This window comes from Nocardia sp. NPDC056064 (assembly GCF_042266925.1).
In the GTDB taxonomy this organism is placed as follows: Bacteria; Actinomycetota; Actinomycetes; order Mycobacteriales; family Mycobacteriaceae; genus Nocardia.
On record NZ_JBHJWO010000001.1, the window covers coordinates 3391659 to 3408051 of the forward strand.

General features: G+C 70.6%; 16 protein-coding genes. 10 read left to right on the forward strand and 6 right to left on the reverse strand.

Annotated features, from left to right (window positions below):
- The first annotated feature begins 1 nt into the window (after position 1).
- A complete protein-coding gene (locus tag ACFC06_RS15610; protein WP_375930874.1) occupies positions 2-1441 on the forward strand; it encodes an ATP-binding protein in 1440 nt (479 codons plus the stop codon).
- Positions 1442-1572: 131 nt separating this feature from the next.
- Positions 1573-1920 carry a UBP-type zinc finger domain-containing protein gene (locus ACFC06_RS15615; protein WP_375930877.1) on the forward strand — a complete coding sequence of 116 codons (348 nt, stop codon included), beginning with the start codon at positions 1573-1575 and terminating at the stop codon, positions 1918-1920.
- Here ACFC06_RS15615 and ACFC06_RS15620 read toward each other — a convergent pair.
- Complete coding sequence (locus ACFC06_RS15620; RefSeq protein WP_375930880.1) at positions 1917-2285, reverse strand: hypothetical protein; 369 nt, start codon at positions 2283-2285, stop codon at positions 1917-1919. The two genes, ACFC06_RS15615 and ACFC06_RS15620, sit on opposite strands and share 4 nt — an antisense overlap.
- A gap of 97 nt (positions 2286-2382) precedes the next feature.
- Here ACFC06_RS15620 and ACFC06_RS15625 point away from each other — a divergent pair, with 97 nt between their 5' ends.
- The 8 genes from ACFC06_RS15625 to mnhG all read left to right on the forward strand — a co-directional run bounded on the left by ACFC06_RS15625 (position 2383) and on the right by mnhG (position 11964).
- A complete protein-coding gene (locus ACFC06_RS15625) occupies positions 2383-4623 on the forward strand; it encodes an AAA family ATPase (RefSeq protein WP_375930883.1) in 2241 nt (746 codons plus the stop codon).
- A gap of 41 nt (positions 4624-4664) precedes the next feature.
- Positions 4665-5939 (forward strand): hypothetical protein, encoded by a 1275-nt coding sequence (locus ACFC06_RS15630; RefSeq protein WP_375930886.1) that lies wholly within the window; start codon positions 4665-4667, stop codon positions 5937-5939.
- A gap of 126 nt (positions 5940-6065) precedes the next feature.
- Complete coding sequence (locus ACFC06_RS15635) at positions 6066-8855, forward strand: Na+/H+ antiporter subunit A (protein ID WP_375930889.1); 2790 nt, start codon at positions 6066-6068, stop codon at positions 8853-8855.
- Positions 8852-9235, forward strand: coding sequence for a Na(+)/H(+) antiporter subunit C (locus tag ACFC06_RS15640; RefSeq protein WP_375930892.1), 384 nt, complete (start codon positions 8852-8854; stop codon positions 9233-9235). The genes ACFC06_RS15635 and ACFC06_RS15640 overlap by 4 nt, the downstream gene beginning before the upstream one ends.
- Positions 9232-10827 (forward strand): Na+/H+ antiporter subunit D, encoded by a 1596-nt coding sequence (locus tag ACFC06_RS15645; protein WP_375930895.1) that lies wholly within the window; start codon positions 9232-9234, stop codon positions 10825-10827. The genes ACFC06_RS15640 and ACFC06_RS15645 overlap by 4 nt, the downstream gene beginning before the upstream one ends.
- The gene (locus ACFC06_RS15650) at positions 10824-11378 is read left to right on the forward strand and encodes a Na+/H+ antiporter subunit E (protein WP_375930898.1); all 555 of its coding nucleotides are present in this window, start codon (positions 10824-10826) and stop codon (positions 11376-11378) included. Before ACFC06_RS15645 ends, ACFC06_RS15650 begins: the two co-directional genes overlap by 4 nt.
- A complete protein-coding gene (locus ACFC06_RS15655) occupies positions 11375-11635 on the forward strand; it encodes a monovalent cation/H+ antiporter complex subunit F (protein ID WP_375930901.1) in 261 nt (86 codons plus the stop codon). The genes ACFC06_RS15650 and ACFC06_RS15655 overlap by 4 nt, the downstream gene beginning before the upstream one ends.
- The gene (gene mnhG, locus ACFC06_RS15660) at positions 11632-11964 is read left to right on the forward strand and encodes a monovalent cation/H(+) antiporter subunit G (protein ID WP_375930904.1); all 333 of its coding nucleotides are present in this window, start codon (positions 11632-11634) and stop codon (positions 11962-11964) included. The genes ACFC06_RS15655 and mnhG overlap by 4 nt, the downstream gene beginning before the upstream one ends.
- Here the strand turns inward: mnhG and ACFC06_RS15665 are convergent.
- From ACFC06_RS15665 to ACFC06_RS15685, 5 genes are all read right to left on the reverse strand, one after another.
- The gene (locus tag ACFC06_RS15665; RefSeq protein ID WP_375930907.1) at positions 11961-13304 is read right to left on the reverse strand and encodes a DUF5933 domain-containing protein; all 1344 of its coding nucleotides are present in this window, start codon (positions 13302-13304) and stop codon (positions 11961-11963) included. The genes mnhG and ACFC06_RS15665 overlap by 4 nt on opposite strands.
- Positions 13305-13354: 50 nt before the next feature.
- Positions 13355-14497, reverse strand: a complete 1143-nt coding sequence (locus ACFC06_RS15670; RefSeq protein ID WP_375930910.1) for a glutamate--cysteine ligase — start codon at positions 14495-14497, stop codon at positions 13355-13357.
- A 10-nt stretch (positions 14498-14507) separates the two neighbouring features.
- The gene (locus ACFC06_RS15675) at positions 14508-15203 is read right to left on the reverse strand and encodes a superoxide dismutase family protein (RefSeq protein ID WP_375930913.1); all 696 of its coding nucleotides are present in this window, start codon (positions 15201-15203) and stop codon (positions 14508-14510) included.
- A 90-nt stretch (positions 15204-15293) separates the two neighbouring features.
- A complete protein-coding gene (locus ACFC06_RS15680; RefSeq protein ID WP_375930916.1) occupies positions 15294-15869 on the reverse strand; it encodes a LytR C-terminal domain-containing protein in 576 nt (191 codons plus the stop codon).
- Between the two features lie 42 nt (positions 15870-15911).
- Positions 15912-16214 carry a DUF3263 domain-containing protein gene (locus tag ACFC06_RS15685; protein ID WP_336087822.1) on the reverse strand — a complete coding sequence of 101 codons (303 nt, stop codon included), beginning with the start codon at positions 16212-16214 and terminating at the stop codon, positions 15912-15914.
- Positions 16215-16393: the final 179 nt, after the last annotated feature.

The following is a 16393-nucleotide window of genomic DNA, read 5'->3' on the forward strand; positions in this document are numbered from 1 at the left end:
CATGGGGTTGATCTGTGATCCGGAGGAGCTGCGCACGCTGTTCCTGTTCGAGAAGCTCGACGACGAGCAGCTGGCCCAGCTGTGCGCGGTCGGCGAGATCGTGTACATCGAGCCGGGGCAGGTCTATCGCGAGGGCGATCCGGCCACCTGCTTCTATGTGCTCATCGAGGGCGAGGTGCGGCTGACCAAGCTCTCCGGTGGCGTCGAGATCGAGGTCAACCGCACCGATCACCGCGGGGTGTACGCGGGCGCGTGGATGGCCTACCTCGGTGACAAGGTGAGCCAGGACTACGCGGGCTCGATGTACGTCGAGCGGCGGTCGCGGTTCCTGGTGCTGGCGGCGGCGGATTTCGGCCGGATGGTCACCGAGTGGTTCCCGATGGCGGTGCACCTGCTCGAGGGCGCGTTCTTCGGCGGGCAGAAGTCCAGTCAGCGCATCGCCGAGCGGGAGCGGCTGCTGGCGCTCGGGTCGCTGTCGGCCGGGCTCACCCACGAGCTCAACAATCCGGCGGCCGCGGCGGTGCGGGCCACCGCCGGGCTGCGTGAGCGGGTGGCGGGGATGCGGCACAAGCTCAAGATGATGGCCGAGGGCAAGTTCCCGGCCGACGCCCTGGTGCAGCTGGTCGAGTTGCAGGAGCAGGCCGCCGAGCGGGTCGCCAAGGCACCCGATCTCAGCCCGCTCGAGGCCGCCGACCGGGAGGACGCGCTGGCCGACTGGTTCACCGACCAGGGCATCGCCGACGGCTGGAACCTCGCGCCCACCTTCGTGCAGGCCGGGCTCGACATCGACTGGCTCGAAGGCGTGCAGGCCACCCTCGAATCGTGCCGGGCGCAGGTGTTCGAGGGCGCGATCCGCTGGCTGAACTACACCATCGAGACCGAGCTGCTGATGAACGAGGTGGCCGACTCCACCACCCGCATCTCCACCCTGGTCGGCGCGGCCAAGCAGTACTCGCAGATGGACCGCGCGCCCTATCAGGTGGTGGACCTGCACGAACTGCTCGACTCGACGCTGGTGATGCTCAACCGCAAACTCGGTGACGGGGTACGCCTGGTCAAGGACTACGACCGCACGCTGCCCCCGCTGCCCTGCTTCGCCGCCGAGCTCAACCAGGTGTGGACCAATCTGATCGACAACGCGGTCTACGCGATGAACGGCGAGGGCACCCTCACCGTGCGCACCTATCAGGAGAACGACTGCGCCGCCGTCGAGATCGGCGACACCGGACCGGGCATCGCGCCCGAGGCGAAGGGCCGCATCTTCGAACCGTTCTTCACCACCAAGCCGGTCGGTGACGGCACCGGCCTCGGACTAGACATCTCCTTCCGGATCGTGGTCAACAAACACCACGGCGACATCCGGGTCGAATCCGAACCGGGCGACACGCGTTTCATCGTCCGGCTACCGCTGAACCCGCAGGCAGAATCCGCAGAACAGTAGACCCACCGGTTCTCGGCCGCCTTGATCTGGACTGACCAGAGGGTGCGACGAAGGAGTACCCGGCGGGAGGGAAGATCAAGGGAACAGGCCGAGAACCCGCGGCGCCAGCCGCCAATGATACGGAGGTCGGGATGTCGGAGGACGGGATCGATGTGGGCGCGGCGCCGAGTGGGCCGGGGTGTGCGGAGTGCACCGCGGCGGGCGGCTGGTGGGTGCATCTGCGGCGGTGCGCCGAATGCGGGCACGTGGGGTGTTGTGACAGTTCGCCCAGTCAGCACGCGACCAAGCACTTCGCCTCGACCGGGCATCCGTTCGTGCAGAGCTACGAACCCGGCGAGGACTGGTTCTGGAACTTCACCACCAGCGAGATGTACAGCGGTGGGCCCGAGCTGGCGGCGCCGACGAGCCACCCGATCGGTCAGTCCGTGCCGGGACCGGCCGATCGGGTGCCCGCCGACTGGCAGTCACAGATCCACTAGGGCTTGATCCCGGCCGCCTCGGCGACGGTCTTGTCGGCATTGCCCGGCGCGAGGCAGACGAGCTTGGCGGTGCCGAGCGCGACATTCGGGCTGCCCTCGAAGGGGCCGCCGGGGTTGTCGGCCAGGAGCTTCTCGATGGCCGCTTTCTCGCCCTCGGAGTCGAGGGTCTTGAATTCGGCGCAGGTGATGCCGCCCGCGGCGGCCTGGGTGGTGGGGGCCGCGGTGGTGGTCGCCGACACGCTCGCCGACGGGGTGCCCTTGCGCAGGCCGCTGGCGTCGTCGGCGGAGTCGTCACCGGAACCGCAGCCGGCCAAGGTCAGGGTGAGCGCCCCGGCGGCGAGGACGGCGAGGGAGATTCGCTTCATCTGCATGACTTCCCCGGGTGGATCACGGCGCCGGCACCTCCGGCGCGTCCGGTGCACTGTACCGACTTCGGCCTTGTCATGAGCCAATCGATTCCTGATGATCCGGGCGCATCGGGCGCGGCGACGGCAGAATGGCACGGTGGCTGAACTTTCGCTGACCGCCCGGCTCAATCCCTCGGCGGCCGACGCGCGGCGCGGGGTGGTGCGCCTGCACCCCGAGACGCTCACCGCGCTCGGCCTGCGTGAATGGGACGGTATCGCGCTGATCGGCGCCCGGCGGACCGCGGCGGTGGTGGCCAAGGCGCCCGCGGGCAGTCCGCCGGGGGTGGCCCTGCTCGACGATGTGACGCTGTCGAATGTGGGTTTGCGGGAGAACGCGGCGGTGACCGTCGCCCCGGTGACGGTGTACGGCGCCAAGCAGCTCACCCTGAGCGGTTCGGCGCACGCGATGGCCAGCGTGCCCGCGGCCACGCTGCGCCAGGCGCTGCTGGGCAAGGTGGTCACCGTGGGCGACACCGTCTCGCTGCTGCCGCGCGATCTCGGGCCCGACATCAGTTCGGCGGCCGCCACCCAGGCGCTGTCGCGGACCTTCGGCATCGCCTGGACCACCGAGTTGCTCACCGTCACCGGGATCGAGCCGATGCCGGGGCCGGTGAGTGTGCAACCCAATTCGGCGGTGGGTTGGGGCAGTGGTCCGGCCGCGGCGCTGCACGCCAGGGAACGCGACGGCGAACCGGACCAGCCCGTGCCCGCGGCGGTGTCGGTGAGTTCGGGCAGCGCGCCGGTCGCGGTGGAGGAACTGGCCGGGGTGCAGGGGCAGGCGAGCAAGCTGGCCGAATGGCTGAGCCTGGCCCTGGACGAACCCGAACTGCTCAAGACGCTGGGCGCGCCCGCGCATCTGGGTGTGCTGGTCACCGGACCCGCCGGAGCGGGCAAGGCGACGCTGGCCAGGGCGGTGGCCGCGCCACGGCGGCTGGTCGAACTCGACGGGCCCGCGGTCGGCGCGATCGAGAGCGGCGCCCGGCTGCGCGCGGTCGCCGAGGCCGTGGCCGACGTGGGCGCCGGACAGGGCGGGATTCTGCTGATCACCGATGTCGACGCGCTGCTGCCCGCGGAGTCCGAGCCGGTCGCCACCCTCATCCTCGACCAGTTGCGGGCCGCCATGCGCGCGCCCTGTGTGGCGCTGCTGGTCACCACCGCCCATCCCGCCCAGGTGGACCCGCGGCTGCGCGCACCCGACCTGTGCGATCGCGAACTGGCCCTGCCGCTGCCGACGGCCGCCGTGCGCCGCGCCCTGCTCGAACAGCTGCTGCGCAAGGTTCCCGCGGGCACCCTCGATCTCGACGCGATCGCCGCGCGCACACCGGGTTTCGTGGTCGCCGATCTGGCCGCGCTGTGCCGCGAAGCCGCGGTGCGCGCGGCGGGCCGGGCCAGCCGCGACCAGACCGATCCCGAACTCACCCAGGACGACCTGGTCGGCGCGCTCGAGGTGATCCGTCCGCTGTCGCGTTCGGGGACAGAGGAATTGGCGATCGGCTCGCTGGATCTCGACGATGTCGGCGACATGGTGGAGACCAAACAGGCGCTCACCGAGGCGGTGCTGTGGCCGCTGCGGCACCCCGATTCCTTCGCCCGCCTCGGCATCGACCCGCCGCGCGGCGTGCTGCTCTACGGGCCACCCGGGTGCGGCAAGACCTTCCTGGTGCGCGCGCTCGCCGGCACCGGACAGCTCAGCGTGCACGCGGTGAAAGGCGCTGAGCTGATGGACAAATGGGTCGGGTCCTCGGAGCGGGCGGTGCGCGAACTGTTCCAGCGGGCCCGCGATTCGGCGCCGTCGCTGATCTTCCTCGACGAGGTGGACGCGCTGGCCCCGCGCCGCGGGCAGAGCAGTGACTCCGGGGTGTCGGACCGGGTGGTGGCCGCGCTGCTCACCGAACTCGACGGGGTGGAACCGCTGCGCGATGTGGTCGTGCTCGGGGCGACCAACCGTCCCGAGCTGATCGATCCCGCGCTGCTGCGGCCGGGCAGGCTCGAACGGCTGGTCTTCGTGCCGCCGCCGGACGCCGACGCGCGCCTCGAGATCCTGCGCACGGCGGGCCGCTCGGTGCCGCTGGCCACCGATGTCGACCTGGCCGCGCTGGCCGCCGACCTCGACGGCTACTCCGCCGCCGACTGCTCGGCCCTGCTGCGCGAGGCCGCCCTCTCGGCGCTGCGCCGCGACATGACCGCCGCCGACGTCACCGCCGAGGACGTGGCCGCCGCCCGCGCCACCGTCCGCCCGTCGCTGGACCCGGCCCAGGTGGAGTCGCTGCGGCGCTACGCGGAGAGCAGGGCCTAGCTTCGGCGGATAACCGGGGATTCGCCGGTATCGTCGGAGGGGTGCCCAGAGTTGGGGATGGACTGGACGCGGTCACGGCGTTCGCTGGCGCCGCGGCCGCGGGTATGGCGCTGTTCCTGCCCTTCACCTTCGCCACCGCCACCGCGATCGGCTCGCCGTACCGGGTCACCAGCCTGGTCAACAGCGTGCCCAGGGCGGCCGCGCTCGGGCTGATCGTGGCCGTGGTGGTGGCGGTGCTGGTGCGCCCGCTCAACCGGCCCGGCCTGGTCTGGCTGACGGCCGCCTGCGCCTCCGCGATCCTGGCCGTCAACTATTTCGTCGGACTCACCATCTCCGACGCCGACGTGCTCACCACCCAGAACTACATCGACGCGCTCAGCGGCGGCGCGCTGTTCGGCGCACTGGGTGTCTGCTCGCTGCGGCGGCGCTGGCCCGCGGTGGGGTTCGGGGTCGGCACCGTGGTGGTGTTCGTCTACGGCGAGCTGGTCTCGGCGTTCACCACCAATACGCTCAATGCCGAGAAATCGGTCTCCACGCCGGCCTGGCTGGTGCTGGGCGCGGTCGTGCTGCTGGCGGTGACCACCGTGCGGCACCGGCACGGCGTGATGCTACCCGCGCTGCCGCGGATCGCCGCCGACCTGCCGATCACCCCGATCATCGCCGCGACCGTGCTGGCGCTGTCGGTACTGCTTGCCTCGGAATGGCTGGCCCACGAATTCGACGGGCGGGTGGGCAATTCCTGGCAGATCGGCATCGCCGTGACGGCCACGGTGCTCGCCGCGTTCGTGGCCGCGCTGCTGCTGCCCGCCCGCGACGGCACCTGGGTGCTGGTGGCGGTGAGCCTGTCCGCGGCGGCCGACACGATGGCCGATTCCCAGCACATGGGCTGGTATCTCGTGGCCGTGCTGGGGCTGGCCACCGCCGGTGTGCTGCTCGGGCTGCGGTGGTCCTCGCCGTGGGTGGTGCTCGCGGGCGCGGCCGTGCTGTGCGGTTACGCCGCTGTGGAACAGCACCTGCCGTGGTCCCTCGCCTGGGGCCTCGGGATCTCGGCGCTGGCCTTCGTCTCCGGGTACGCCTTCGGCGCGATCCGGGTCGGCTACCTGCCCAGCGCGGTCCTCGGACTCGGCGCGCTGTACCTGCCGACGGTCATGTGGGTGATCCCGACCAAGGCGCGCAACTGGCCGATCGGCGGCACCCCGGTCGACGAGACGATCCCCAGCCGGGCCGCGCTGGCCATCACCGCGGGGTCGGCGGCGGCGCTGTGGCTGCTGCTGCGCATCCGTCCCGCGCCCGCGCCGACCACCGCCGAAACGTAGCCGGGTCATAGCCCCGCACCCGACGACATGGCCGACGCGACAACCGGCCTACCCCGCGACCGGCCGTGATCGCCCGTAGGATCGAGCACGCGCTACTCGACCGCAAACCGACCCGCCGGAGGGGGATTGCTCGCCGTACTGCTCGTCCACGCGCTGGCCGCGCTGCTGGCCCCGCTGTGCGTACGAGCCCTGGGCCGCAACGCTTTCTACCTGCTCGCGCTGGTTCCCCTCGGCAGTCTCGGCTGGGTCGTCGCGCACTGGGGAACCACTGTCAGCACCCGGATCGAGTGGGCGCCGCAGATCTCGATGGACATCGACCTGCGCTTCGACTCCCTCGCCGCGGTGATGTGCACACTGGTGCTCGGCATCGGCGCGCTGATCATGGCCTACTGCGCGAGGTATTTCGGCCGCGACGAAGCCCGGCTCGGTGTCTTCGCCGCCGAGCTGATGGGCTTCGCCGGAGCCATGTTCGGGCTGGTCACCAGCGACAACATGCTGCTGATGTACGTGTTCTGGGAGATCACGACGGTCCTGTCGTTCCTGCTCGTCGGCCACTACGCCGAACGGGCGGTGAGCAGGCGCGCGGCCATCCAGGCGCTGCTGGTGACCGGGGCGGGCGGGCTGGCGATGCTGGTCGGGATCGTCATCCTGGGGATGCGTTACGGCAGTTTCCTGTTCTCGGATGTGCTGGTCGCGACCTCGCCACCGACCGGGAGCGCGGTGTCGGTGGGCGTGGTGCTGGTCGTCATCGGCGCGCTGAGCAAATCCGCGATCGTGCCGCTGCACTTCTGGCTGCCCGGCGCGATGGCCGCGCCCACCCCGGTGAGCGCCTACCTGCACGCGGCCGCCATGGTGAAGGCCGGTATCTACCTGATCGCCCGGCTGGCGCCCGCGCTCGCGCAGACCCCGCCGTGGCATGTGCTGATCCTGCCGCTGGGTGTGGCCTCGATCCTGCTGGCGGGCTGGCGCGCGATCCAGGTGCACGATCTGAAGCTGGTGCTGGCGTTCGGGACGGTCAGCCAGCTGGGTCTGCTGATCACGATGATGGCCATCGGCACCCCCGATGCCGCGCTGGCCGGAATCACCCTGCTGGTGGCGCACGCGCTGTTCAAGGCGTGCCTGTTCATGGTGGTCGGCATCATCGATCACGGTGCGGGGACACGGGATCTGCGCCGGTTGTCCGGGCTCGGCAAGCGCGCGCCGGTGCTGGCCGCGATCGCGATCGCGGCCGCGCTGAGCATGGCCGCACTGCCCCCGCTGCTCGGGTTCGTCGGGAAGGAGACGGCGCTGACCGCGGTGTGGTCGGCCGACAACCTGAGTCTGCCCGCGCGCCTGGCGTTGCTGGCCGGGATCGCGGTGGGCTCGGCGTTCACGGTCGCCTACAGCATCCGATTCGTCTGGGGCGCTTTCGGTGTCAGCGAAGGGCCCGATGTGGTCACCACCTGGCACGCGCCCGGCGCGCTGCTGCTCGGGCCGCCCGCGCTGCTCGCGCTGGGCGGGCTGGCGGGCGGGCTCGACACGCAGGCCGTCGACCGGTGGCTGAGCCCCTACGCGGCCACCCTGCCCGGCGGACTCGACCTGCACCTGGCGCTCTGGCACGACCTCACCTGGCCGCTCATGCTCACCGGGGGCATCATCGCCGCCGGTGTCGCGCTGTTCCTCATCCGCAAGCGGATCGGCGAACCGGCGCACCCGCGCCTGGGCAATGCCGACCGCGCCTACGACGGCGCGCTGCGCGCGATGGACCGGCTCTCGATGCGCATCACCGGCACCGTGCAGTCCGGCTCGCTGCCCGCCAGCCAGGCCGCCATCCTCGGCACCCTGATCGTGCTGCCGACGGTGCTGCTCGCGGCGGGCACCCGCACGGGTGTGGAACTGCGGCTGTGGGATTCGCCGTTGCAGGCCGGGGTCGGCGCGATCATGATCGCGATGGCGCTGGCCGCGACGGTGCTGCGCAACCGCTTGGCCAGCGTGCTCGTCGTCGGGGTGACCGGTTACGGCTGCGGTGTGATCTTCGCGCTGCACGGCGCGCCCGACCTGGCCCTGACCCAATTCCTGGTCGAGACACTGACTCTCGTGGTGTTCGTGCTGGTGCTGCGCGCCTTCCCCGCCGAGATCGCCGACGACGACGCGACCGCGTTCAAGATCCGCCGGGCGCTGCTGGCCATCGGCGTCGGCGTCACCGTGTCGGTGCTGGCCGCCTTCGCCACCGCCGCGCGCCGCGCCGAACCCATCTGGCACGCCATCCCCGAGGCGGCCTACACGATCGGCGGCGGCAAGAACGCGGTCAACGTGCTGCTGGTCGACATCCGCGCCTGGGACACCCTCGGCGAGATCTCGGTGCTGGTGGTGGCCGCCACCGGCGTGGCCTCGCTGGTGTTCCGCAGCCGCCGCTTCGGCAGCGCGCCGCGCGCGGCCGACTCGCCGAACTACGATCCCGACGCGGTGTCCTGGCTGTCCGCCGCGCGCCTGGTCGACCGGCGCGACCGCTCGATGGTCCTGCAGATCACCACCCGGCTGATCTTCCCCACCATCATGGTGCTGTCGGTGTACTTCTTCTTCTCCGGTCACAACGCCCCCGGTGGCGGCTTCGCCGGCGGCCTGGTCGCCGGGCTCGCGCTGACCCTGCGCTACCTGGCGGGCGGCCGCTACGAACTCGGCGAGGCGCTACCGGTCGACGCCGGACATCTGCTCGGCGCCGGTCTCACCCTGGCCGCGGGCACCGCGACCGCCTCGCTGCTGCTGGGCGCGCCGCCGCTGTCCTCGGCGATCATCGAGGTGACCCTGCCGCTGTTGGGGCACATCAAGCTGGTCACCGCGACATTCTTCGACCTCGGCGTCTACCTGGTCGTCGTCGGGCTGGTCCTCGACGTGCTGCGCAGCCTCGGCGCCCGCCTGGACAAGGAACTGGTATGACCGCCGACCTCGTTGTGCTCATCACCATCGGCGCGCTCACCGCGTGCGGGGTCTACCTGCTGCTCGAGCGGGTGGTCTCGAAGATGCTGCTCGGGATGATCCTGCTCGGCAACGCGGTGAACCTGCTGATCCTCACCATGGGCGGCCCCGACGGCAAACCACCGATCCTGAGCGGTTCGGACGCCTCCCCCGACGACATGGCCGACCCGCTGGCCCAGGCGATGGTGCTCACCGCCATCGTCATCACCATGGGCCTGGCCGCGTTCGTGCTCGCCCTGGCCTACCGCTCCTACATGCTGACCACCACCGAGGACGTCGTCAACGACCCCGAGGACACCCAGGTCGCCAGCCGCCGCGAACTGGAGGACCCCGAACAGTGACCCTGTCCTCCGAGCTGCTGCCCACCCTCGCCGCCCTGCCGGTGCTGGTGCCGCTGCTCGGCGCCGCGGCCACCCTGATCTTCGGCCGCCGTCCGCGCCTGCAGTCGCTGATCTCGCTGACGGCGCTGTCGAGCGTGCTGGTGATCAGCGCGCTGCTGCTGTACCTGGCCGACCGCGACGGCACCACCGCGGTGCAGGTGGGCGGCTGGCCGACACCGATCGGCATCACGCTGGTGGTCGACCGGCTCAGCGCCGCCATGCTGCTGGTGTCGGCGTTCGTGCTGCTGGTGGTGTCGATCTACGGTGCCGGGCAGAACATCTCCGACGGCGACGACAACCAGCCCACCTCCATCTACCGGCCCACCTACCTGGTGCTGACCGCCGGTGTCTCGCAGGCGTTCCTGGCCGGTGACCTGTTCAACCTGTTCGTCGGCTTCGAGGTGCTGCTGGTGGCCTCGTTCGTGCTGCTCACGGTGGGTGCGACCGAGGAGCGCATCCGCACCGGCATCGCGTATGTGATGGTGTCGATGGTGTCGTCGCTGATCTTCCTGATCGGCATCGCGCTCACCTACGGCGCCACCGGCACCCTGAATCTCGCGCAGCTGGCGCTGCGGCTGGAGGCCATCCCCGACGGCGTGCGCGCGGCCTGCTACGCGGTGCTGCTGGTGGCCTTCGGGATCAAGGCCGCGGTGTTCCCGCTGTCGAGCTGGCTGCCCGACTCCTACCCCACCGCCCCCGCCCCGGTGACCGCCGTGTTCGCGGGCCTGCTCACCAAGGTCGGTGTGTACGCGATCATCCGCACACACAGTCTGTGGTTCCCCGACGGCGCCTTCGACAACATCCTGCTGGTCTGCGGCCTGGCGACCATGCTGATCGGCATCCTCGGCGCCATCGCCCAGAACGACATCCGCCGCCTGCTCTCGTTCACCCTGGTCAGCCACATCGGCTACATGATGTTCGGCATCGGCCTGGCCACCACGGCCGGGCTCACCGGCGCGGTGTTCTACGTGGCCCACCACATCCTGGTGCAGACCGCGCTGTTCCTGGCCGTCGGCCTGATCGAGCGGCAGGCCGGATCGGTGTCGCTGCGCCGGATCGGCGGGCTGGCCACCGCGAGTCCGCTGCTGGCGGTGCTGTTCCTGATCCCGGCGCTCAATCTCGGTGGTATCCCCCCGTTCTCGGGCTTCATCGGCAAGGTGGCCTTGCTGGAGGCGGGCGCCGCCAACGGCGGGGTGCTGGCCTGGGTCCTGGTCGGCGGCTCGGTGGTGACCAGCCTGCTGACGCTGTACGCGGTGGCCCGGGTGTGGAGCAAGGCGTTCTGGCGTCCCCGCGCCGAGGCGCCGGAAGGCCATCTCACGGCGGCGAATCTGCCCACCCTGGTGGAGGATTCGACCGATGTGCACTACGAGGACCGCACCGATCCCGGCCGCATGCCGGTGCTGATGACCGTCGCCACCATCAGCCTGATCGTGGCCGGGCTCGCGCTGACCGTGCTGGCCGGGCCGGTGCTCGGCATCGCCGAACGCGCCGCCGACGACCTGCACGACCCGTCGGTCTACATCGAATCCGTTCTGGGACCGGAGCCGCGATGAGCCGACTGGTCAACCGCGACAACGCCGTCCGCATCGGCATCCTGATCTGGCTGACGACGGTCTGGGTGGCGCTGTGGGGCGATCTCAGCATCGCCAATGTGGTCGCCGGGCTGGTGGTCGCGGTGGTCGTGGTCTTCGCGCTGCCGCTGCCGCTGATCCCGGTCGCGGGCTGGTTCCATCCGCTGTCGTTCCTGAAGCTGATCGTCGTCAGTACGTACTACGCGCTGGAGTCGAGTCTGCAGGTGGCCTGGTTCAGCATCCGGCCCTCAGGCCCGCCGGTGTCCGGGGTGCTGCGGGTGCATCTGGCCTTCCAGTCCGATCTGGTGCTGGTGATGTGCACCGACCTGCTCAATCTCATCCCCGGCACCATGGTGCTGGAGCTGGACCGGCCGCGCTGCGTGGTCTACGTGCACGTCCTCGATGTCGGCAGCGACGCGGCGGTCGAGAAGTTCTATCGCATCACCCGGCGGCTGGAGGGCCTGATGATCGACACCTTCGAGCGTCCCGGCGAACGCCGCCGCATCGACCCCGCATCGGAGGTGCAATCGTGACCGTCGTCGCCGTCATCGCCGGTGCCCTGCTCGTCGCCGCCGCGGTGATCACCAGCTACCGGGTGCTGGCCGGGCCGAGCACACTGGACCGGGTGGTCGGCATCGACTCGCTGATGGCCATCGCCGCCTGCGGGCTGGCGGTCTGGGCCGCCTACAGCGGTGACACCACCGTCATCCCGGCGATCGTCGCGCTGGCCCTGGTCGGTTTCCTCGGCTCGGCCGCCGTCTCCCGCTTCCGCGTCCGGGACGACCGATGACGTTCTGGGAGTGGATCTCGGCGATCCTGATCCTCACCGGCTGCGTGTTCGCCTTCACCGCGGCCCTGGGCATCGTGCGCTTCCCCGACACCCTCACCCGCATGCACGCGGCGACCAAACCGCAGGTCGTCGGCCTGATCCTGGTGCTGATCGGCACCGGCATCGACATCCGCGACGACATCAACGTGTGGATGCTGGTCCTGACCGGCCTGTTCACCATCATCACCGCCCCGGTGATCGCGCACCTGATCGGCCGCACCGCCTACCGCGAACAACGCCACCGCGACGGCCTGCTGCGGATCAACGAACTAGGCGACGAAGCCGATTAGGCGGGCACCGGCTCCGTCCGGCGCACCGGCGCCGCGGCGAACCAGGTGGCGTGGAAGGCCACCGCCACCGCGGCCAGCAGCCCGATGACGATCGCGCCCGACACCACCGGATACTCCGCCATCGGCACCGCCAGATACCGGTAGGCCACCAGCAGCCCCGCGAACACGATCGCGCCGAAGGCGACCAGCCGCACCCGGAACATCCCCCAGCCGCGCTCGGGTGCCCGCAGCGCGGAGTCCACCGTCAGGCACAGCACCGCGCCCGCCACCAGATCGACACCGTAGTGATAGCCGAAGCCCAGGGTCGCGGCGACCGTCGCGGCCAGCCAGAACGCCCCGCCCCAGCGCAGCCAGGCGGGCGCGCGCGATCCGTCGACATCGCGGCGGGTGTGCAGGAACAGCGACAGCGCCCAGGCGGTGTGCATCGAGGGCATGCAGTTGCGCGGGGTGAACGCGTCGAAGGGCAGCGCGGCCGGGTCGCGGTCGATCGGCGGCACCATCGACGGCCAGAAATTGCCCACCTGGAATCCGGCGCCGTCGGCCCCGTAGGCGAACATCGGCCCGACCACCGGGAACAGCACATAGAACAGCGGCCCGACCAGTCCCAGCACCAGGAACGTGCGCACGAGATAGTGACTCGGCCACTGCCCGGTCGGCACCACCCGGCGCAGCTGCCACACCGCGACCACGATCGCCGCCACCGGCAGCTCGATGTAGACCCAGTGCAGCACCGCGTACACCTCGGGCCCGAGCACCTCGAGCACCCGCCCGACCACCCAGGACGGGTCACCGAGCGCGTGATCGGCCAGCACCAGGTATTCGTCGAGCACGGTCGGATGCACCGCCGAGGTGACGTGCAACCACACATCGCCCACCTTGGTGGCCAGCACCAGCAGCGCGCCCAGCGCCGCGGCCTTCAGCGCGTCGGTGCGCTCACGCCCCTGCCAGCGCACCGCCGCGATCACCGCGAGGGCGGTGAGCACGATGGTCGGCCCGTTGCCGACGGTGAACGGCTTGCCGTCGAGCAGGCGCAGCGCCACCCACACCGCGTCGATCCCGATCGCGGCCGTCACCGCGATGACCCGCCGTCGCGCGTTCACCCCGACCAGCGCGAGGATCAGCCCGGCCCACGGCACCGACATCGATTTCGGCGTGCCGACATAGTCCCTGGCCAGACTCGCCAGCGGACCGTCGAAGCCGTTGAGCCACGCGGCGACCTGGAGTCCGATCAGCAGCACGAGCACCGCGCCCACCGCGAGGATCGCGAGTGTGCGTGGTTCGCGCAGGCGAGTGCCGAAGGCCCCACCCCCCGCCACGATGCGTGGATGATCGACAAGCATCCGAACATCGTAAACGGCCGGTGAACGCCGCCCGGATGCGTAGCTGAACGCTACTGATCCAGCTCCCGAACCAGCGCGTCGACCACGGCGACGAGATCGCCCTGCGAACGCGCCGCCACCTGACGTTGCCGCTGGTAGGAGGCACCGTGCCGGGGAATCTCGGCCACCGCGGCCAGTTCGTCGGCGCAGCCGAGCCGCTTGGCCGTCGGCTCGAGCCTGGTCAGCAGGTCCATCAGATCGTCTGTGACCAAACGCTCATTGCTGTCGTCGTCGACGATCACGATGGCGTCGAGTCCGTAGCGCGCCGCGCGCCACTTGTTCTCCTGCACATGCCACGGCGGCAGCGTCGGCAGGTCCTCGCCGTCGTCGAGCCTGCGCTCCAGATCGACGACCAGACAGTGGATCAGCGCGGCCACCGAGGCCAGTTCGGCGCGGCTGGACAGACCGTCGCACACCCGCACCTCGATGGTGCCCCACTTGGGCGCGGGCCGGATGTCCCAGTGCATGCCGCCGAGCTGCTCGAACACCCCGGTCTTGAGCTGGTCGTGCACGAAACCCTCGAACTGGCGCCAGTTCTCGAACTGGAACGGCAGACCGGCGGTGGGCAGCTGCTGGAACATCAGCGCGCGATTGCTGGCATAGCCGGTGTCGTCGCCGGACCACATCGGCGAGGACGCCGAGAGCGCGAGCAGATGCGGGTACGACAGCAGCAGCGAGTTCAGGATCGGGAAGACCTTGTCGCGGTGCGAGACTCCCACGTGCACGTGCACGCCCCAGATCAGCATCTGGCGGCCCCACCACTGGGTGCGCTCGATCAGCTCGTCGTAGTGCGGCGAGCGGGTGAGCTGCTGGGTCGACCACGGCGCGAAGGGATGGGTGCCCGCACAGAACAGATCCACCCCGAGCGGATCGGCGGCCCGGCGCACCGCGTCCATGGTGCCGCGCAGATCCTCGACCGCCCCGCCGACCGTGTCGTGCACACCGGTCACCAGTTCGACGGTGTTGCGCAGCAGTTCCTTGGTGACCTGCTGGGTCCCGTCGTGGGCCCGCAGGTCACCGACGGCGTCGAACACCGTCGAGGCGGTATTGGACAGATCGCGCGTCACCTTGTCGACGAGCGCGATCTCCCATTCGATCCCGATCGTGGGCCGGGGCGAACCGTGAAACGCCACCGAGGGGATCGCACCGGCCATCCGCGTCTCGCTAACCGACGACGCCGCAGGCGACGCGGGTGCCCGCGTCACCGGTGGACAGCGTGGTCTCGTCCGGGCCGGTGCCACCCTCGCGGGTGTAGCGCGGCGGGATGTTGCCGAAGTTGTCGGCACCCGAGTGCACGATCAGCGCCTTGCCCTTGACCTGGTCCAGGGTGATCGCGTCGGTCTGGGTGACCAGCTTGGCGGTGCCGTCGCCGAGCACCTGCAGCGAGGCCAGATCGCCGCTGGCCGGGTGCGCGTTGGCGGCGCCGACCTGCAGATGACCACCGGCGGAAGCGAAGTCGCCCTCGCACTTGCCGGTCTGGTGGAAGTGCAGGCCGTGGAAGCCGGGCTGCAGGTTGCGCGCCTCGACGGTGACGACCAGGTGGCCGCCCTCGGAGACGATGGTCGCGGTGCCCACATCGGCGCCCGAACCGTCCTTGAGCTCGGCCTTCAGACCGCCCGCGGCGGGAGCGCCGTGGCTGTCACCGTGATCGCCGCCCTCGGTGGTCGGCGCGGCGTGGCCGCCACCGTGTCCGCCTTCGCTGCCCGCGGGCGGGGGCGAGCTGGTCCACACCGGCGGGGTGGTCCCCTTGACGTCCGTCGACTCCTGGCTGTTGGTGCAGGCGGCGAGCCCGAACACGGCGACCGCGAGAACCGGGGTCACAGTGCGCCAGGACGGGCGACGAGTGGTCGACGTGGCCATCGGGGAACTCTCCTTCGTGGACAGGGCTGTACCGCTCAAGATGATGCCACAGCGCCGGGGCGGCACCCGGCACCGCGTGCCGGGCCTCGTTCAGCGACCGGTCAGCACGACCACGACGCCCGGGGAGGTGTCGCCTTCCTTGGGCGCCACCGTGCCACCGATCTCCTGCGCGATCTCGGTGGCGGCGGCCTTGTCGCCGGCGCCGCCGCCGTAGAACACGGTGGTGGTGGTCAGATTCGCGCCGCTGTAGTTGCCCGTACTGACATTGCTCCAGCCCGCGGAGGTCAGGTCGCTCGCGGTGCGCGCGGCGAGTCCGGCGACCAGGCTGTTGTTCAGCACCCGCACCGGAACGCTCTGATCCACCCCGCTCGCGCCGGCGGCCGGGGTGGTCGTCGGCGTGGTCGTGGTGGTGCTCGGCGCGGCGGTGGTCGTCGTCGGGGTGGCGGCCGCGCTGGTGGTCGTCACCGGCGCGGTGGTGGCGGGCGCCTGCGTGACCGCGCTGGTCGTGGTGGAGGTTTCGGTCTGCTCGGCCGCGTCGGTGGCGTCGGCATCGGAGTTCGACAGCGACATCGCACCCAGGCCGGCGAAAACGATGGCCAGCGCGATCAACACCATCGCCAGCGCGCGCAGCGGTGGGCCGCCGGGGGTGGGATTCGGGTTGCTCACCCGCGCAACCCTAGTCGCATCGTGGTGTGTGTGGCTGTCATGTCAGACCTGGAAGCCGAGTCGGCGCGCGGCGCGCGCTTTCTGCCTGCTCGCCCGCAGCCTGCGCAGCCGCTTGACCAGCATCGGGTCGGCCGCCAGCGCTTCGTCCTTGTCGACGACCGCGTTGAGCACCTGGTAGTACCGGGTGGCCGACATGGCGAACAGCTCGCGGATCGCGTCTTCCTTGGCTCCCGCGTACTTCCACCATTTGCGCTCGAAGTCGAGGATGTCGAGCTCACGGCGACTCAGGCCGGTCTCATCGTCGACCGCCGATTCCTCGATGTCGCGAGCCGCTGCGCCGTCCATCTTGCTCCCTCGCCGAGTATCACGAGATGAAAATGACGCTTGCACGTCGCGGATCATTCAACCACGCCACCACCGGATCGTCCGACCGATACCCCGGCGTGTTGACCAGCGGCCAGCAGGGTGTCGGCTGCCACAGGGGTCGCCGCTCGCACGAGCGCGGATGCGGCGATAATGGCCGG

Coding starts and splice junctions, on each gene's coding strand:
- ACFC06_RS15650 (WP_375930898.1), top strand. CDS start 10,824: ATGAGCCGACTGGTCAACCGCGACAACGCCGTCCGCATCGGCATCCTG.
- ACFC06_RS15610 (WP_375930874.1), top strand. CDS start 2: ATGGGGTTGATCTGTGATCCGGAGGAGCTGCGCACGCTGTTCCTGTTC.
- ACFC06_RS15685 (WP_336087822.1), bottom strand. CDS start 16,214: ATGGACGGCGCAGCGGCTCGCGACATCGAGGAATCGGCGGTCGACGAT.
- ACFC06_RS15625 (WP_375930883.1), top strand. CDS start 2,383: ATGATCCGGGCGCATCGGGCGCGGCGACGGCAGAATGGCACGGTGGCT.
- ACFC06_RS15615 (WP_375930877.1), top strand. CDS start 1,573: ATGTCGGAGGACGGGATCGATGTGGGCGCGGCGCCGAGTGGGCCGGGG.
- ACFC06_RS15670 (WP_375930910.1), bottom strand. CDS start 14,497: ATGGCCGGTGCGATCCCCTCGGTGGCGTTTCACGGTTCGCCCCGGCCC.
- ACFC06_RS15675 (WP_375930913.1), bottom strand. CDS start 15,203: ATGGCCACGTCGACCACTCGTCGCCCGTCCTGGCGCACTGTGACCCCG.
- ACFC06_RS15620 (WP_375930880.1), bottom strand. CDS start 2,285: ATGAAGCGAATCTCCCTCGCCGTCCTCGCCGCCGGGGCGCTCACCCTG.
- ACFC06_RS15640 (WP_375930892.1), top strand. CDS start 8,852: ATGACCGCCGACCTCGTTGTGCTCATCACCATCGGCGCGCTCACCGCG.
- mnhG (WP_375930904.1), top strand. CDS start 11,632: ATGACGTTCTGGGAGTGGATCTCGGCGATCCTGATCCTCACCGGCTGC.
- ACFC06_RS15665 (WP_375930907.1), bottom strand. CDS start 13,304: ATGCTTGTCGATCATCCACGCATCGTGGCGGGGGGTGGGGCCTTCGGC.